This is a genomic window from Streptomyces sp. MH60 (assembly GCF_002939385.1).
In the GTDB taxonomy this organism is placed as follows: domain Bacteria; phylum Actinomycetota; class Actinomycetes; order Streptomycetales; family Streptomycetaceae; genus Streptomyces.
The window spans coordinates 44,366-62,046 of sequence record NZ_MULI01000021.1; the positions used below are offsets into that span (position 1 = coordinate 44,366).

Consider the following 17,681-nt stretch of genomic DNA (forward strand, 5'->3'; position numbering starts at 1 on the left):
GTCCCGCGGCGCGTGTGCCGCGCCCCGGTTCCCGGACGGGGACGACGAAGGAGAACCCGACTGATGACCGATGCCGAGTACGGACTCCACCGACGATCCCTGCTGGCCGGCGCCGCCGGTGTGGGGGCGGCGTTCACCCTGCCCGCGGGCGCCGCACAGGCGGCTCCCGCGGTGGCGGCCCCCGCTGCTCCCGCGGCGGCCGGGGCGTCCCGGCGGTACCCGCGGAACTGGCCCGACCCCGAGCCGTACGGCGCCGCGGACACCCGGGCCGACCTGTGGCCGAGGGACGACAACGCGTTCGTCCTCCCGCTGGAGCTGCGCCCCCGTGACGAGGAGCGCGGCACGGTCTGGATGCGCGACACCTATGTCAACTGCTTCGTCGTCGACGGACGCCCCCTCTACGTCGCCACCGGCACCACCCGGGTGCCCGGACTCGACGTCGCCGGGCCCTGGAACGACGGCATCTTCGTGTGGCTGGCCCCCTCCCTCAAGGGCCCGTGGCGGCTGGCCGACACGACCCGCGTCCGGCCCGGGGCCGAGCGCGGCAAGGTGTGGTCGCCCGAGTTCGCCGGGGAGAACCGCCCCGGCCGCACGGTCGTCGCGCCCTGGCAGGAGTACTGGCACGACGAGCAGTTCGGCAAGCGGGGACAGGCCTGGGCACCGGAGCTGCACTACTTCCGCGGCACCTGGTACATCGTGGCGTGCATGGGCGACCACTCCCGCAAGGTGGGCTCGTTCATGCTGGTGAGCGAGGGCGGCGTCGAGGGACCGTACCGGCTGATCGAGGGGAACCTGGAGAAGCCGTTCGGCGACTCGTTCGCCGGAGGGCCGAAGTTCATCGAGCCCGGCGCCTACCACCACATCGACGGCGGCCTCTTCTCCGAGGGCGACGACGCGTGGCTCGTGCTGCACAACGACCTGTACGCGAAGTTCCGGGACGACATGGAGGACATCGTCACGACGACGGACCTGCCCCGGTTCCAGCAGACGCCCTACTCCCCCGAGCCGTACCTCGAGGGCGCCTACGTGTTCAAGTACCGCGGCAAGTACCACCTGGTCCACGCCGCCTGGGACCGGACCTCCGTCAACGCCGACGGCACCGTCCGGCACGCCTACGACGTGCCCGCGACCGGGCGGGTGCAGTACCAGTACGACGCGATCGTCGCCGTGGCCGACCGGTTCGAGGGCCCGTACGCGGAGCGGTACACCGCGGGGGTCGGCGCCGGGCACAACAACTTCTTCGTCGATCACCGCGGCGGCCTGTGGGCGACGTACTTCCTGAACCCGGCCGCCGGCTACTGGTCCGGCGCCTCGCGCGTCGCCCAGGCCGCAGTACCCGGGGTCGTACGGCTCGAATGGACCGGCCCGGCGGACGGCCGGCTGTACGTGGCACGCGGGCCCGAGGGGCACGGCGACCGGCCCTGATCAGGGGCGACGCCCGGCCCACCGCCCCTCGCATGCCGTCGCGGCGGTACGGGCGTAGTGTCCAGATATGGGTGGTGTTCGGTGTGGCCGGCGTCGGGCAGCCCTGTCGGCGCGGACGCGGGCGGACCGCTGATGGACTCCGCGATGGCGGCCGTGGTGCGGGCGAGCGGTGCGTTCGGAGGAATCCTCTACGTACTGCCACCGGGCGAGAACGCCGTGTGGCAGGTCCTGGTCACGGGGGTCCCGCAGGAGATGGCCGCCCCGTGGCGGCGGGTGGGGCTGAAGGATCCGATGCCCGTGGCGGACGCCGTCCGCGAGCGGCGTCTGGTGTGGGCGGGCGGCCGGGAGGAGATGGCACGCGAGTATCCGCGGCTGGCGCTCGTCCTGCCGTACGACTTCGGGCTGGCGGCCTCGCCGCTGGTCTCGGGCACCGCCGTCCGCGGCGGGCTGGTGCTGCTGTGGTCCGGGAGTCACCCGTCGCGGCTGAGCGCCGGTGAACAGGACGTCATCCGGGCGGGCTGCCGCCGCCTGGGCGACAGCCTGCAGCGGGCGCTCGACCGCGGCGAGGCGCTGCCGCCCCCGGACCGGCCCCGGACCCTGTCGCCGGCGGCCCCGCGCGCCCCCTCCCCCGCCGAGGCGACCGCGCTGTCCGCGTTCGTGGACCGCCTGCCCGGCGGTTCGTGCGCCCTGGACCTGGACGGGCACCTCACCTTCGTCACCCCCGGGGCGGCCGAGCTGCTCGGTGTCGACCGGTCGCTGCTGGTGGGCGCCCTGCCCTGGGAGGCGCTGCCCTGGATGGACGTGCCGCACGTCGAGGACCGCTACCGCGCCGCGCTGGTCAGCCGCAGGCCGCAGACCTTCACCGTGCTGCGCCCGCCGGGGACGTGGCTGTCCTTCGAGCTGTACCCGGACGCCACCGGGCTGAGCGTGCGCATCACCCGCGGCAGCCCGGACGCGGACGGGTCCTCCTCACGGTCGGTACCGCCCTCGGGTCCCAGCCGTGCCACCGTGCTCTACCACCTGATGCACCTGGCCTCCACCCTGACCGAGGCCGTCAGCGTGCAGGACGTGGTCGAGCAGACCGCCGACCAGCTGATGCCCGCGCTCGGAGCGCAGGGCATGGTGGTGATGGCCCCGGCGGAGGGCCGTCTGAAGGTCGTCGGGCAGCGCGGCTACCGCCCGGAGCTGCTGCGGCGCTTCGACGGGACGCCCCTCACCGCGGCCATCCCCGGCGTCGACGTCATGGCCACGGGTGTCCCGGGATTCTGGACGACCTTCGAGGAACTCCACGAGGCCTATCCCGCCATGACGCACGAGGACGGGATGGCCGCGTGGGCCCTGCTGCCGCTGATCGCCTCCGGCCGCCCCATCGGCTCGCTCCTGCTCTCCTACCGCCGGCCCCACGTCTTCCCGCCCGGCGAACGGGCCGCCCTCACGTCGCTGGCGGGACTGGTCGGGCAGGCCCTGGACCGCGCCCGGCTCTACGACTCCAAGCACCACCTCGCCCACCGCCTGCAGTCCGCCCTGCTGCCCCACACCCTCCCCGACGTGCCCGGTCTGAACGTCGCCGCCCGCTACCTCCCGGCCGCCCGGGGCCTGGGCATCGGCGGCGACTTCTACGACGTCATCCGGCTCGACGAGCGCACCGCGAGCGTCACCATCGGCGATGTGCAGGGGCACAACGTGGACGCCGCGGCCCTGATGGGGCAGGTCCGTACCGCCGTGCACGCCAACGCCACCGTGGGGGCGTCCCCCGACCACGTCCTGGCCCGCACCAACCGCCTGCTCACCGACCTGGACCCCGGGCTGTTCACCAGCTGCGCCTACGTCCACCTCGACCTCGCCACACACCGCGCCTGCCTGGCGCTCGCGGGGCACCCGCCTCCCCTGCTGCGCCACGCGGACGGGCATGTCGAACCCCTGCGCGTGCCGCCCGGTCTGCTGCTGGGCATCGAGCGGGACGCCCGGTACACCGCGCTGGAGTTCCCGCTGCCGCCGGGCAGCGTGCTCGCCCTCTACACCGACGGACTCGTCGAGGCGCCCGGGGTCGACCTCGACGACGCGATCGCGGCGCTCGCCGGGCTCCTGGAACACGGCGACCCCGGCGACCTGGACGCCATGGCGGACACCCTCATCCGGCACGCGCCCACCCCGGGCGACGACATCGCCCTGGTCCTCGTCGGGCCGCCCGCGCGGACGCCGGGGCACTCCCGGGACCACTCGATCGTTTTCACGGGCAAGAAGGACGAACGCCGGTCGACACGGGCCGGCAGCGGAGGAGAAGACCCTTCATGAAACACCAGAGGGTGCGCGATCTGATGAGCGACGCCGTGGTCCGCGTGCAGCGGGGCACCCCGTTCAAGGAGATCGCCCACCTGCTGCTGGAGTACGACATCACGGCGGTGCCGGTCCTCGACGGGGAGAGCCGCCCCGTGGGGGTGGTGTCGGAGGCGGACCTCCTGCAGAAGATGTGGGGCGGGGAGCCCGACGGTTCCCCGGAGCACGCCGAGTGGTCCCGGGCCTCGGCCGCCAAGGCGGGCGCCACGGACGCGGGCGGGCTCATGACCTCGCCCGCGCTCTGCGCCCGGGAGGACTGGAGCGTCGTGGACGCCGCCCGCGTGATGGCGCGGCACCGCATCAAACGGCTCCTGGTCGTGGACGGGGACGGGCGGCTGGCCGGGGTCGTCAGCCGTAGCGACCTGCTGCGGGTCTTCCTGCGCACGGACCGCGCGATCCGCACCGAGATCATCGAAGAGGCTCTGGTCAAGGCGCTCGGTCTGGCGCCCTCCTCGGTGCAGGTGGACGTGACGCACGGCCATGTCGTGCTCAGCGGCCGGCTCCCGGACCGGGTGTCCGCCCCGCTGCTGGAGGAGCACTGCCGGAGTGTGGACGGCGTCGTCGCCGTGGAGTTCCGGCCGGCCGGCGAGGCCGGTGCCGAGGATGCCGCGGCGGTCGGTTCCTGACCTGCCGCCCTGGCGGCGGACGCCCGCCCGTGCCCGCTTCCCTGGGGAGAGGACGCGGACACGGGCGGAGCACGGGGCCGGAGCGGGTCAGACTCCGGTCGAGTCCTTCACTCGGGCGCCTCGGCGGGCGGCGCCGGAGCGGGGACCGGCGCGGGCGCCGGGCCGCCCTCGCTGAGCCCGAACCGGCCGTGGAACCTGCGCAGGGAGGGCGGCGCGTACCAGGCGGACCGGCCGAGCAGGCGCATGGCGGCCGGTACGAGGACACCGCGTACGGCGACGGCGTCGATGAGGATGGCCAGTCCGCTGCCCAGCCCGAACATCTGCATGAAGCTGATCTTCGCCGTCCCGAAGGCGAAGAAGCTCACCGCGAGCAGACAGGCCGCCGCGGTGACGATGCGTCCGGTGTGGCCGAGGCCGTCGGTGACGGCCGTGCGGGTGTCCGCGCCCTGGTCGTGCAGCTCCTTGATCCGGCTGGTGACGAACACCTCGTAGTCCATGGAGAGGCCGAAGGCGATGCAGAACATCAGCACCGTCATGGACGCCTCCATCGGCTGCGGTGTGACGCCGATCAGCGAGGCCAGGTTGCCGTCCTGGAAGATCCAGGTCATGACGCCGAGGGTCGCGCCCAGGCTGATCACGTTGAGGACCAGCGCGCGCAGCGGCTGCACGACACTGCCGGTGAACAGGAAGAGCACGACGAAGGTGGTCAGCGCGACCAGGCCCAGGGCGAGCGGGAGCCTGCCGCTGATGGAGTCCTTGGAGTCGACCAGCTCGGCGTCCCCGCCGCCCACCAGCGCCTCGGTCCCGGCGGGCGGTGCGACGGCCCGCACCTCGTGGACCAGGTCCTGCGCCTCGTCCGACCGGGGGGTGAGGCCGCTGACCACGGTGACGCGCTGGGCGTCGGGGCGGCTGAGGGCCGCGTTGCCGGGACCGGTCGCCCTCGGCTGCCCCTTCGTGTAGCTGCCCGTGCCGGTCTCGACGCGGACGACGCCTTCGAGAGCGGACAGTTCGGCCGCGTAGGAGCCCAGCGGTCCCTCGTCCACAAAGGCGTCGATGACGACGTGGAGGGCGGCGGCGTCGTTGCCGTCGAACTTCTCCCGCAGCACGGCGGCGACCTGTCGGCTCTGCGCGTCCTCGGGCAGCACGCGTTCGTCGGGGGTGCCCAGGGTGATGCCCAGCAGGGGGCTCGCCGCCACCAGCAGTACGGCCAGCACGGGCAGCGCGGTGAGCACGGGGCGCCGCATGACGGTGCCGGCCAGCCGTCCCCACAGGGGCGCCCGGGTGGCGGCGGTGCGTGCGCGCCCGGCCCACGGCAGCCGCCCGCTGTTGACCCGGTGGCCCAGGACGACGAACAGGGCCGGCATCACGAAGAGCGTGCCGACGGCGGCGATGGCGACGACGCCGACCCCGGCGTAGCCGAACGAGCGGAGGAAGTACTGCGGGAAGACCAGGAGCGCCGCCAGCGCTACGGCCACCGTGGCGGCCGAGAAGGCGACCGTGCGCCCGGCGGTGCGCACCGTGTGGCGGACGGCGTCGTCCACGGTGGAGCCGGTGGCGAGCTGCTCCCGGAACCTGCTGATCATCAGCAGGGCGTAGTCGATGCCCAGACCGAGTCCGAGGGCGGTGGTCAGGTTGGTGGCGGACACGGACACGTCGACGGAGCCGCCGAGCAAGGCGAGTTCGGCGAACGTGCCCGCGATGGCGATGGTCCCGATGGCCAGGGGCAGGAGCGCGGCGACCACGCTGCCGAAGACGACCAGGAGCAGCAGGAGGGTCAGCGGTACGGCGATGGCCTCGGCCAGCAGCAGGTCCTTGGGCGTCTGCGTCTCCATGTCGTTGCCGACGGCGGCGCCGCCCCCGGCCCGGACGCCCAGCCCGCCCTCGTGGGGCCCGGTGTACTCGTCGATGACGGTCTTGGCGTTCTCCCGCTGCTGGGTCTCGTCGCCCTTCACATGGGCGAGCACCAGGGCCTCACGGCCGTCCTCGGAGCGCAGGGCGGGCTGCTTCGCGTCCCAGTACGCGACCACGTTCTCGAGGTTCGGGTCGTTTCTGAGGTCGGCCACCAGGGCCCGGCCGCCGCGCTCGGCGTCCGGCGCGTCGACGCGCGACCCGGCAGCGCGGACCAGCAGGACCAGGTTCGTCTCCCCGCCGAACTTCTCCTCGATGGCCGTCCCGGCCCTGGTGGACTGGGAGGCGGGGTCGTCGTAGCCTCCCCCCTTCAACTTGCCGAACGCGCCGGCTCCGACGGCACCCATGAGCGCCACGGCCACCACGGCGACCACCAGTACCAGCCGGGACCGGCGGATCGCCAGTTCGGCTATGCGATCGAACACGCACGTTCTCCCTTGTTCTCTTGCGGTGAAGACGACGGAATGCGGCCGGAGTTGATGGCCTCGACAGGCCCTGCGTCGCCGCACCACGACGTTAGTGAGACACCATGCGCTTTGGCAGTGTGAGATTTACCTAACAGTGTTCGGCTTCTTGACGCGCCATCAGCCCGGGTCGCCCTAGGCTCGCCGCATGTCCGCAGACCGGCACACCACCACGGCTCCCGTCTCCCTCCGCGAGCGGCGCCGGACCGCCGCGGCCCAGGAGATACTCGACGCCGCCGAGCAGCACATCGGCCGACACGGGCCCGCGGCCCTGTCGCTGCGCGCGGTCGCCCGCGGTCTCGGCATGACCGTGCAGGCGCTCTACCACTACTTCCCGAACCGCGACGCCCTCGTCACCGCGCTGATCACCAAGGCGTACGGCGACCTGTCCGACGCGTTGCAGGCCGCCGCCGACGGTGCGGGCGAGGACCTCCGCGCACCGCGTCCGCTCGTGGTGGCCGAGGCCTACCGGGACTGGGGCGTCGCCCACCCGGAGCGCTTCCAGCTGCTCTACGGGACGCCGCTGCGGTACTACGCGGCACCCGCCGAGGGGCCGACCACGCAGGCGGTCCGCCGGATGGGCGCGATCTTCCAGCGCGAGCTGTTCGCCGGCTTCACCCCGGCGCAGCTCGCCGCGGCCGACGTCCCCGCGCCCTCACCCCCGTACCGGGATCATCTGGAACGGCTCCCCGTGCCCGCCCAGGGCGATCTGCCGTCCGCCGCGGTCTCCCTCTTCCTGAGCGCGTGGGGTCACGTCCACGGGCTGGTCGTCCTGGAGGTGTTCGGGCACACCGCGTTCCTGGGAGACCATCAGGCGGAGGTCTTCCGCACGTCGGTCCGGATGATGCTGGAGGACATCCACCGCCGGATCCCCGCCGTCTGACCGGGCGCCGCTCTCAGGGGTGCCGGTCGCCGTCCCGGCCCTCGCCCGAGGGATCGGGGGCGGACAGGGCCTCGATCTCCGGGTGGTCGCGCAGGGCGGCGATGACCGCGTTCACCGCGGCGCGCCGCGGGGCGCCGCTCCGCACCACGACGGCGACGTTGCGGTGCACCGGCGGGCTCAGCCGCCGGGTGACGACGGCATGGTCCGCCGTGACCGCGAGGGCGGGCAGCAGGGCGATCGAACCGGTCGTCTCGACGTGCCGCAGCAGCATGAGGTAGTTGCCGAACCGGCAGGCCACCCGGGGTTCGAACCCCGACTCCCGGCACAGCCGGACGGTCAGGTCCGCCATGTACGACTGCGGCCGGTCGCAGGCCCAGGTCTCCTCCTTGCAGGCAGCGAGGTCCACCGCGGTGCGGGAGGCCAGCGGATGGCCGTGCGGCAGCACCAGGACGACCGGGTCGCTGCCGAGCGACATCACTTCGAGGTCCGCGCCCCACGTCAGACCGGAGTAGTCGGTGGTGGTGACGACGACGTCGGCCTCGCCCGAGCGCAGGGCGGGGCCGCTCTCGTGCGGCTCCATCTCCACGAGTTCCAGGTGCAGGTGCGGGTGGGTGGCGGCCAGCCGGTTCGCCGCGGGGACGGCGAGGCTGTAGATGGCGCTCTGGAACACGGCGAGCCGCACGGTCCCGATGGGCTCGTCGTTCAGGGCCCGCAGTTCGGCCTCGACGTCGGCCATCCGGTCCAGGATCTCCCGGCCGCGGCGGGCCAGCAGGAGTCCGGCCGGAGTCAGCCGCACCCGGCGCCCGGTCCGCTCGATCAGCCGGCACCGGGTCTCGGTCTCCAGCACCGCCAGTTGCTGGGAGACCGTCGACGCGCTCAGATGCAGCGTCTCGGCGACCGCGCGGACCGTACCGAGCGTGTCGAGCTGGCTGAGCAGGTGCAGTCGTCCGGAGTTGAGCACGCGGCGATGATACGGCGCACACCGGCTTGTTGTACGTTTTTGACGTACAGCAGCGTCGAATCTGTGCGATGGACACGCGCAGTGGCACGTTCCTACCGTCGGTCGCATGCCTTTGGAGACTTCGAGCGCCGACCCGGGGCGCCACCTGATCCGCTACTCCGGCCACGCGCCCTTCTCGCCGGAGGTCGTCGTGCGCGCCGCCGGCACCTCCGTGTTCACGGAGAGCGGGCGTGAGCTGCTGGACTTCACGTCCGGTCAGATGAGTGCCATTCTCGGGCACTCCCATCCGGCGATCGTCTCGACGGTGCGCGAGCAGGTCGCGCACCTCGACCACCTGCACAGCGGCATGCTCAGCCGCCCGGTCGTCGAGCTGGCCCGCCGGCTCGCCGGGACCCTGCCCGAGCCGCTGGAGAAGGCGCTGCTGCTGACCACCGGGGCGGAGGCGAACGAGGCCGCGGTGCGGATGGCGAAGCTCGTCACCGGCCGCCACGAGGTCGTCTCCTTCGCCCGGTCCTGGCACGGCATGACCCAGGCCGCCGCGAACGCCACCTACAGCGCCGGGCGCAAGGGCTACGGCCCCGCCGCGCCGGGCAACTTCGCGCTGCCGGTGCCGGACCGCTACCGCCCCTCCGTCGTCGGCGCGGACGGCGAGCTGGACTGGCGCCGCCAGCTGGACCTGGGCTTCGAGATGATCGACGCCCAGTCGGTCGGCAGTCTCGCCGCGTGCCTGGTCGAGCCGATCCTCTCCTCGGGCGGCGTCGTCGAGCTTCCGCCGGGCTACCTCTCCGCCCTGGCCGGCAAGTGCCGCGAGCGGGGCATGCTGCTGATCCTGGACGAGGCCCAGACGGGGCTGTGCCGGACCGGCGACTGGTACGCCTTCGAGCACGAGGGTGTCGTCCCGGACATCCTCACGCTGTCCAAGACGCTGGGCTCGGGACTGCCGCTGGCCGCCGTGCTGACCGGCCCGGAGATCGAGCAGCGGGCGCACGAGCGGGGCTTCCTGTTCTTCACCACCCACGTCAACGACCCGCTGCCCGCCGCGGTGGGCAACACCGTCCTCGACGTCCTGGTCCGCGACCGGCTGGACGAGCGCGCCCGCACGCTGGGGGCCGCGCTGCGCCAGGGCCTCGACAAGCTCGCCGCCCGCCACGAGGTCGTGGGCGACGTCCGCGGCCGCGGGCTGCTGCTGGGCATGGAACTGGTCGGGGACGAGGTGCTGGGCGAGGGCGGTGCCGACCGCCTCGGCGCCGCCGTCACCCGGCGCTGCTTCGATCTGGGCCTGCACATGAACATCGTCCAGCTCCCCGGGATGGGCGGCATCTTCCGCATCGCGCCCCCGCTGACCGCGAGCGACGACGAGATCGCCCGCGGCGTGGCCGTCCTCGACCGGGCGCTCACCGACGCCGCCGGGGATCTGTAGCACGAAGGCCCCGGCGGCCTGGGGTTCCAGGTCGCCGGGGCCGCGCGTGCGATGTCGCGGGTGTCAGACCCCGGCCGTCTCCGGCTCGCGGACGGGCTCCGCGGGCGCGGCGGTGTCGCCGAGTTCGCGGTGCAGCTTCTCGCCCTCGACGTCGACGTTCGGCAGGACGCGGTCCAGCCACCTGGGCAGCCACCAGGCCTTGGTGCCGAGCAGGGCGAGCACCGCGGGCACGATGGCCATGCGGACCACGAAGGCGTCGAAGAGCACCGCGATCGCGAGGCCGAAGCCCATCATCTTGATCATGGCGTCGTTCTCCAGGATGAAGCCGGAGAAGACGCTGATCATGATGATCGCGGCCGCCGCGACGACCCGGCCGCCGTGGGTGAAGCCCGTGGTGACGGAGTCGGCGGCGGACTGTCCGTGGACGTACGCCTCCCGCATGCGGGTGACGAGGAAGACCTCGTAGTCCATCGCCAGGCCGAAGACCACGCCGATCATGAAGATGGGCATCATCGACATGATCGGGCCCGGCTGGTCCACGCCGAACACGTCGGCGAGCCAGCCCCACTGGAAGACCGCGACCACCGCGCCGAGCGCCGCGGCCACCGAGAGCAGGAAGCCCAGGGCCGCCTTCAGCGGGACGAGGACCGAGCGGAACACCAGCATCAGGAGCAGGAAGGCGAGCCCGACGACCAGCGCCAGGTAGGGGATCAGCGCGTCGTCCAGGGTCTGCGAGAAGTCGATCGTCATCGCGGTCGCGCCGGTGACCAGCATGGTCGCGCCGGTGTCGGCCCGGATGTCGCCGGACAGCGAGCGGAGGTCGTGCACCAGCGACTCGGTGGCGATGTCGCTCGGGCCGGTCTTGGGTATCACGGTGAGGACGGCGGTGTCGCCCTTGTCGTTGAAGTTGGCCGGGGTGACGGCCGCGGCCTTGCCGAGACCGGTGATCTTCTCGCCGACGGCGTCCGCGGCGGCCTTCGGATCGTCGGCGCCGCGTGCGTCCACGGTGACCATCAGCGGGCCGTTGAACCCGGCCCCGAAGGACTCGGACAGCATGTCGTAGGCCTTGCGCTGGGTGGTGTCGGGGGCCGAGCTGCCCTCGTCGGGCAGGCCCAGCTCCATACTGGCGGCCGGTACGGCGATCACGCCGAGTCCGAGGACCGCGGTCAGCAGTACGGTGACCGGGCGCCGCTGTACGAAGCGGGCCCAGCGGGTGCCGAGCTTCGGCTTGCCGGCGGCGGTCCGCGCCCCGGCGGGCGCCTTGCGGTCCTTGCGGCTCAGCGCCCGCTTGCCGGCGAAGCCGAGCAGTGCCGGGGTGAGGGTGAGGGCGATCAGCACGGCGATGCCGACGGTGCCGGCGGCGGCCAGGCCCATCTTGGTGAGGATCGGGATGTTGACGATGGCGAGACCCGCCAGGGCCACGACGACGGTCAGTCCGGCGAAGACCACCGCGGAGCCCGCGGTGCCGACCGCGCGTCCGGCCGCCTCCTCGGGGGCGCGGCCCTCGGCTATCTCGGCCCGGTAGCGGGAGACGATGAACAGGGCGTAGTCGATGGCGACCGCGAGGCCGATCATCATGGCGAGCGTGGAGGTCGTGGCGGACAGCTCCAGGGTGCTGCCGAGTGCCCCGATGGCGGAGATGCCGATGCCGACACCGATGATCGCCGAGAGCAGCGGCATACCGGCCGCGACCAGTGAGCCGAAGGTCAGCAGGAGCACGATCGCGGCGACGCCGATGCCGATCAGCTCGGCGGTGCCGCCCATCTCCTGCTCGGCCACGACCGCGTCGCCGCCGGTCTCGACGGTGTACCCGCCCTCGCGGGCGGCGTCGGTGGCGGCGGTGAGCGAGTCGCGGGCCTCGTCGGTCAGCTCCATCGCGTTGACCTTGTAGGTCACGGAGGCGTAGGCGGTGGTGCCGTCCTTGCTGACGGCGTTCGCCTTGAACGGGTCGTCCACCGAGGCGACCTGCGGGCCGGCCTTCAGGTCGGCGACCAGTTCCTCGACCCGGTCCTTGCCGGCCGCGCCGGATATCTTCGCGCCCTCGGGGGCACGGATCACGACACGGGCCGCGGCGCCCTCGGCGCTGGCGGCCGGGAACTGCTCGTCGAGCAGGTCGAACGCCTTCTGGGACTCGGTGCCCGGCATGGAGAAGGAGTCTTCGGGCGGGGCCGGTGCGGCGGACGAGGCGACGCCGGCGCCCACGAGCAGGGCCACCCACAGCAGGGCGACGAGGCCGCGGCGCCGGAACGCCCTCCGGCCGAGTCGATAAAGAAACGTAGCCACCTTTTGGACCAATCCGTCGGGTTACGGGCAGGACGAAGACCCGGCACATGGGGGGAAGGCGGACGCGCTCACCGGGGTACACCTTCATGCTCGCCCGGGGTTCTCGGCATTTACTCCGACCCTGGGTCTGGACTGGCGTACTGCGTGGGGTGTAGTGGGGTCCCGCGCCCCTCTCCCCTCGGTGTAGATCACGAAGATGCGTGTACTCCGCATTTCGTTGCCGGGGGCAGCCGACGTCTCCGGCGGCCTCGGGGTCCACGTGGGTGGTCGGGCCGCGTTCGCGCTCGGCCGGAGTGGGACCGTCCAGAAGGAGGTCGAGGGCCTGCTGGGGGGCGGGGGGCGTCCGTGCGCCGTTCCGGGCCCCGCTGGGCGACAGCCGACGACAGGGCGGTGGTTGACCTTCACCTTGGGGCAGGCCGCAGCATCGGTGTCACCGGGCGACGCGCCCGGTACGAGGAGGAATGGGCCCGTGGGCACGGAGTTGCTGACCATCGGGGCGTTCGCGAAGGCGACCCGGCTGTCGCCGAAGGCGCTGCGCCTCTACGACGAGCTGGGCCTGCTGCCGCCCGCCCGCGTCGACCCGGTCTCCGGCTACCGCCGCTACGCCCCGGAACAGGTGGAGCGGGCCCGGCTCGTGGCCTGGCTGCGGCGCCTGGGGATGCCGCTGGTCCGCATCCGGCACGTGTGCTCGCTGGACGCCCGCGCGGCGGCCGGGGAGATCCGCGCCTTCTGGGCGCGGGCCGAGGCCGAGGCCGCCGCCCGCCGGGACCTGGCCGCCTTCCTCGTCGACCACCTCACCCGGAAGGACCCCGCCGTGGCTCCCCTCTCTCCTGCCCTGAACCTGCGTTACGCCGCCGCCTCCGACATCGGTCTGGTCCGCGAGAGCAACCAGGACACCGCCTACGCGGGCTCCCGCCTGCTGGCCGTCGCCGACGGGTACGGCGCCGGCGGTGCCCCGGCGAGCGCGGCCGCCGTCGGGGCGCTCCGGCGGCTGGAGGACGACGGCGTCCCGGCCGGCGGTCTCCTCAACGTCCTCGCGGACGCCGTCGAGGAGGCCGAGCGGGCCGTGTACGACGCCGTGGGAGCCGGCTGTGCGCCGGAGGCGGCCGGTACGACCCTCACCGCGATGCTGTGGACGGGGTCGCAGCTCGGCCTGGTCCACATCGGCGACTCGCGCGTGTACCTGCTGCGCGACGGGGAGCTGTTCCAGATCACGCACGACCACACCGTCGTGCAGTCGATGGTCGACGAGGGCCGCCTCACGCCGGAGGAGGCCGCCTCACACCCCCAGCGGTCGCTGCTGGTACGGGCCCTGGGCGGCGGCGCCGACGCCAGGGCCGAGATGCGTCTGCAGGACGCCCGGTCCGGGGACCGCTACCTGCTCTGCTCCGACGGCCTGTCGACCGTGGTGCCGGGCGACGAGATCCGCCGGGTGCTCGCCGCCCCCGGTGAGCCCGGGCGGGCCGTCGGTGAACTGGTGGCACTCGCCAACGGATCCGGCGGTCCCGACAACGTCAGCTGTGTCGTCGCCGATGTCGTGACCGCCGGGTGACTCCTGTCCTTCGGCCCGCCCGGGCTCAGGGGGGAGGTGCCGCCCCGACCATGACCCGGTCGCTGTCGCCCTCGGAGAGGAAGGAGGCGAGGGCCCGCCCCTCCTCGACGACCTGGGCACGCTCAGGCCGGGTGAGCCGCCGCAACGGGGTGACGGTCACCGTGTCGCCCTCGACGGTCCAGGTCGCGGAGACCCGGCCGTCGACGAGGACGAATCGGGCGCCGGTGACCGACAGACCGCGGTGCGCGTCGTCGATGATCCGGCCGCGGTCCTGGTAGCCGAGGACCGCGTTGTCGAAGGCCGGCAGGAACCGCACGGGGGCCGGGGCGTCCGGGCCGGGGCGCGGCGCGTCGGGCAGGTCCAGCAGTTCCCGGCCCCGCTCGTCGCGGAAGGCGACCAGTTCCCCGCGCACCGCCGCGACCGCGGCCGGCAGCCCCGCGAGCCCGCACCAGGCACGCAGGTCCGCCGAGGCGGCCGGCCCGAACGCGGCCAGGTAGCGCCGTACGAGCGCGGCACCGACCGGATCGGTGCCCGGCGGGGCCGGCGGGAGGTCGCCCATGGAGCGTGGCTCGCCGTCGGCCAGGACCGCCCGGCCCGCCGCCGCGAGTTCGTCGAGGTCGACCCCGGCGAGTTCGCGGCGGTAGGTGCCGAGGACGCGTCCGCGCAGCATGGCGTCGTGGCGCGAGCGCCAGGCCAGTACGTCCTCGGCGGTGACGAGGTGGACGGTGCGGCGCATCAGGTGGGTGCGCACGACCCGACGCCCGGCCAGCAGGTCGTCGAGCGCCCGCGGTGCGAAGTCGCGCAGCCTCGACCACAGTCCGACGAACGGTTCCTGCGGTTCCTGTGCCTGCATGCCGCCGAGGTGTGCGACGGCGTCGGGGACCGGGCGGTCCGCGCGGTCGAGCAGCAGCTGCCGGGCGAGTGCGGCCCGGTTCAGCGACCGGGCGTCGAGCACGCTCACGCGTTGTACTCGCTCACCACGTCCAGGACCCAGGTGACGCCGAACCGGTCCCGCAGCATGCCGTAGAGGGGTGCCCACGGCGCGGCCCCGAGCGGCCGCAGGACGGTCGCGCCCCCGGCGAGCTTCTCCCAGTACGCGGTGATCTCCTCGGCGCTCTCGCCGCGGACCGAGACGAAGAACGCGTTCTCGCCCCGGTTCCACGGCAGGTCGGACGGCACGTCGTAGGCCATCACGCTCGGGCCGTCGGCGCTGGACACCTGGCCGAACATCACCTGGTCGGCCGCGGCGGGGTCCTGGACGTTTCCGGCGTCCTCGTACGTCACCAGGGTCAGGTCACCGCCGAACGCGGACCGGTAGAAGGTGAGTGCTGCGCGGGCGTCGCCACGGAAGTTCAGGTGGGTCACGGCTTTCGCGGTCACGACGGGCTCCTTGCCATCACGGTGGGACGGCCCGCGGTGCGGGCCGCCGCGGGACCGGTTCCGGCCCCGCGGCGCCCACTCTGCTGCGGGTAGCGGTCAGGTTGTGGCCGCTATGTGCGTCAGCATGGTGGTCATGCAGAAGACCTCGGCCCGGCTGCTGTCCCTGCTCTCGCTGCTCCAGGCCCGCCGGGACTGGCCCGGCGCGGTGCTGGCCGAGCGGCTGGACGTCAGCCCGCGCACCCTGCGCCGCGACGTCGACCGGCTCCGTGAGCTGGGCTATCCGGTCCGGGCGGTGAAGGGCCCCGACGGCGGCTACCGCCTGGACGCCGGGACGCGGTTGCCGCCGCTGCTCTTCGACGACGAGCAGGCGGTCGCCCTCGCCGTCGCGCTGCGCACCGCGGCCGCCACCGGCGCCGGGATCGAGGACGGCGCGGCACGGGCGCTGGCGACCCTGCGCCAGGTCATGCCCGCCCGGCTGCGGCACCGGATCGACGCCCTCCAGGTGACCTCCGTCGCACGGTCCGCTCCCCTGCCGCAGCCCCAGGCGGACACCGGCGTCCTGATGCAGCTCAGCGCCGCCGTCCAGGCCCGCGAGGTGCTGCGCTTCGACCACGTCCCGGCCCGCCCCACGAGCGCCGCCCCCGGGGCCGCGCCGCCCCCGCGCCGGGTGGAGCCGCACCATCTCGTCACCCGGGGCGGGCGCTGGTACCTGGTGGCCTGGGACCTGGACCGCGAGGACTGGCGGGTCTTCCGCGCCGACCGGGTGACCCCGCGCACGCCCACCGGTCCCCGCTTCACCCCGAGGGATCTGCCGGGCGGGGACGTGGCCGCGTTCCTGACCGGCAGGTTCCGCGGCTCCGACGGCTCCCCGGACTGGCCCTGCCGCGGAACGGCCGTGCTCCACCTGCCCGCCTCCGCGGTGTCCCCGCACGCCGCCGACGGGACCGTCGAGGAACTGGGGCCCGACCGCTGCCGGCTGACGACGGGCTCCTGGTCGTGGCCCTCGCTCGCCGCCGCCTTCTGCCTCTTCGACACCGACGTCGAGGTCGTGGGCCCGCCCCCGCTCAAGGACGCGTTCGCCCGGCTGGCCGGCCGCTGCGCCAGGGCCGCCGCGGCGGGCGCCGGGCCGCGGTGAACGCCGCCCACCGGGCCGGGGTCACACCCGCTGGGCCCGCTCCACGCTCGCGGTCTCGGTGACCGGGCCGCCGCTCATCACGACGCGCGACCGGCTGTGCAGCCGCAGGGAGACGGCGGCGAAGCCGATCGCGACCAGGGTCATCGCCCCGCCCGCCCAGGCGGTGCCGGCGTACCCGAAGTCCGCGTCGATCACCGTGCCGCCGAGCCAGGGGCCGCCGGTGTTGCCCAGGTTGAACGCGGCGGTCGTCGTCGCGCCCGCGAGGGTGGGCGCGGCACCGGCGACGTTGAACATGCGCGCGTTGAGCGCGGGCGCCGTGTAGAACGCGGAGACGCCGAGCAGCAGCGACAGGACGATCACGACGGCGGGGCTGGAGGCGAACAGCGCCAGGGCGGCCAGCAGCACCGTCGACGCGGTGATGCCGGAGAGCAGTACGCCGAACAGGTGCGCGTCGGCGACCCGGCCGCCGATCACCGTGCCGATCAGCGCACCGACGCCGAACAGCGCCAGCACGGCCGGCACCCAGCCGTCCGCGAGGCCCGCCACGTCGGTGAGCAGCGGCGCGAGGTAGGAGAAGGCGCAGAAGACGCCGCCGGCGGCGAGCGCGGTCACCACGATGGACAGCCAGACCTGACGGTCCCGGTAGATCGCCAGCTCGCCCCGCAGCCGGGGGCGCCGCTCGGGCAGCGGGATGCGCGGGATCAGGGTCACCACGCCGATGAGCGCGACGGCGGACGCACCGCCCACGGCCCAGAACGCGGACCGCCAGCCCAGGTGCTCGCCGAGGAAGGCGCCCGCCGGGACGCCGAGGACGTTGGCGATGGACAGTCCGCCGATCATCACGGCCATCGCGCGGGCCCGCGCGGTCACCGGCACCATCGCGATGGCCACGGCCGCGCCCACCGCCCAGAAACCGGCGCAGGCGAGCGCGCTGACGACCCGTGAGACGAACAGGACCTCGTAGCCCGTCGCGAGCGCTCCCGCGACCTGGCCGATACCGAACACCGAGATCAGCGCGACCAGCGTGGTCTTGCGGGGCAGGCGCAGCGTCGCGACGGCGAGCAGCGGCGCGCCGGCCACCATGCCGATCGCGAACGCCGATATCAGCAGCCCGGCTCGCGGGATCGACACGTCCATGTCGTCGGCGATCGGCGGCAGCAGCCCCGAGAGCATGAACTCGCTGGTGCCGAGCGCGAAGACGGACAGGCCGAGGATGTAGACGGCGAGCGGCATGCGTCCGGCCGTGGGCCGTGGGGAGGAGTCGGGCATGACAGGTGTCAACGGAGCCCCGCTGCCCGCCATTCCCG

General features: G+C 73.7%; 13 protein-coding genes. 7 read left to right on the forward strand and 6 right to left on the reverse strand.

Features of this window, described 5'->3' with window-relative positions; all coding sequences use genetic code 11:
- The first annotated feature begins 63 nt into the window (after nucleotides 1–63).
- The 3 genes from BZZ08_RS15985 (at nucleotide 64) to BZZ08_RS15995 (ending at nucleotide 4,388) form a co-directional block, all read left to right on the forward strand.
- On the forward strand, nucleotides 64–1,425 hold the full coding sequence (locus tag BZZ08_RS15985) for a family 43 glycosylhydrolase (protein ID WP_104632891.1): 1,362 nt from the start codon (nucleotides 64–66) through the stop codon (nucleotides 1,423–1,425).
- Nucleotides 1,426–1,557: 132 nt separating this feature from the next.
- Nucleotides 1,558–3,720, forward strand: coding sequence for a SpoIIE family protein phosphatase (locus BZZ08_RS15990; RefSeq protein WP_104632892.1), 2,163 nt, complete (start codon nucleotides 1,558–1,560; stop codon nucleotides 3,718–3,720).
- Nucleotides 3,717–4,388 (forward strand): CBS domain-containing protein, encoded by a 672-nt coding sequence (locus tag BZZ08_RS15995; RefSeq protein WP_104632893.1) that lies wholly within the window; start codon nucleotides 3,717–3,719, stop codon nucleotides 4,386–4,388. The genes BZZ08_RS15990 and BZZ08_RS15995 overlap by 4 nt, the downstream gene beginning before the upstream one ends.
- A 107-nt stretch (nucleotides 4,389–4,495) precedes the next feature.
- Here BZZ08_RS15995 and BZZ08_RS16000 read toward each other — a convergent pair whose 3' ends face one another.
- The gene (locus BZZ08_RS16000) at nucleotides 4,496–6,721 is read right to left on the reverse strand and encodes an MMPL family transporter (RefSeq protein WP_104632894.1); all 2,226 of its coding nucleotides are present in this window, start codon (nucleotides 6,719–6,721) and stop codon (nucleotides 4,496–4,498) included.
- A gap of 187 nt (nucleotides 6,722–6,908) precedes the next feature.
- Between BZZ08_RS16000 and BZZ08_RS16005 the strand changes: the two genes are divergently transcribed.
- Nucleotides 6,909–7,643, forward strand: a complete 735-nt coding sequence (locus BZZ08_RS16005; protein WP_104632895.1) for a TetR/AcrR family transcriptional regulator — start codon at nucleotides 6,909–6,911, stop codon at nucleotides 7,641–7,643.
- Nucleotides 7,644–7,656: 13 nt separating this feature from the next.
- Here BZZ08_RS16005 and BZZ08_RS16010 read toward each other — a convergent pair whose 3' ends face one another.
- Nucleotides 7,657–8,604, reverse strand: a complete 948-nt coding sequence (locus BZZ08_RS16010) for a LysR family transcriptional regulator (protein WP_104632896.1) — start codon at nucleotides 8,602–8,604, stop codon at nucleotides 7,657–7,659.
- A gap of 106 nt (nucleotides 8,605–8,710) precedes the next feature.
- Here BZZ08_RS16010 and BZZ08_RS16015 point away from each other — a divergent pair, with 106 nt between their 5' ends.
- The gene (locus tag BZZ08_RS16015; protein ID WP_104632897.1) at nucleotides 8,711–10,024 is read left to right on the forward strand and encodes an aspartate aminotransferase family protein; all 1,314 of its coding nucleotides are present in this window, start codon (nucleotides 8,711–8,713) and stop codon (nucleotides 10,022–10,024) included.
- Nucleotides 10,025–10,087: 63 nt separating this feature from the next.
- On the opposite strand, the gene BZZ08_RS16020 is transcribed toward BZZ08_RS16015, so the two are convergent.
- Nucleotides 10,088–12,307: an MMPL family transporter gene (locus BZZ08_RS16020; RefSeq protein WP_104632898.1), complete on the reverse strand. Its 2,220-nt coding sequence runs from the start codon at nucleotides 12,305–12,307 to the stop codon at nucleotides 10,088–10,090.
- 469 nt (nucleotides 12,308–12,776) lie between these two features.
- Between BZZ08_RS16020 and BZZ08_RS16025 the strand changes: the two genes are divergently transcribed.
- Nucleotides 12,777–13,859, forward strand: coding sequence for a MerR family transcriptional regulator (locus BZZ08_RS16025; protein ID WP_104632899.1), 1,083 nt, complete (start codon nucleotides 12,777–12,779; stop codon nucleotides 13,857–13,859).
- Nucleotides 13,860–13,884: 25 nt separating this feature from the next.
- On the opposite strand, the gene BZZ08_RS16030 is transcribed toward BZZ08_RS16025, so the two are convergent.
- Together BZZ08_RS16030 and BZZ08_RS16035 are read right to left on the reverse strand one after the other, a co-directional pair.
- On the reverse strand, nucleotides 13,885–14,820 hold the full coding sequence (locus BZZ08_RS16030) for a winged helix DNA-binding domain-containing protein (protein WP_104632900.1): 936 nt from the start codon (nucleotides 14,818–14,820) through the stop codon (nucleotides 13,885–13,887).
- Nucleotides 14,817–15,239, reverse strand: coding sequence for a VOC family protein (locus BZZ08_RS16035; RefSeq protein WP_104632901.1), 423 nt, complete (start codon nucleotides 15,237–15,239; stop codon nucleotides 14,817–14,819). The genes BZZ08_RS16030 and BZZ08_RS16035 overlap by 4 nt, the downstream gene beginning before the upstream one ends.
- A gap of 133 nt (nucleotides 15,240–15,372) precedes the next feature.
- Between BZZ08_RS16035 and BZZ08_RS16040 the strand changes: the two genes are divergently transcribed.
- On the forward strand, nucleotides 15,373–16,374 hold the full coding sequence (locus BZZ08_RS16040) for a helix-turn-helix transcriptional regulator (protein ID WP_198601503.1): 1,002 nt from the start codon (nucleotides 15,373–15,375) through the stop codon (nucleotides 16,372–16,374).
- 21 nt (nucleotides 16,375–16,395) lie between these two features.
- Here BZZ08_RS16040 and BZZ08_RS16045 read toward each other — a convergent pair whose 3' ends face one another.
- The gene (locus BZZ08_RS16045) at nucleotides 16,396–17,607 is read right to left on the reverse strand and encodes a Cmx/CmrA family chloramphenicol efflux MFS transporter (protein WP_104632934.1); all 1,212 of its coding nucleotides are present in this window, start codon (nucleotides 17,605–17,607) and stop codon (nucleotides 16,396–16,398) included.
- Nucleotides 17,608–17,681 lie beyond the last annotated feature (74 nt).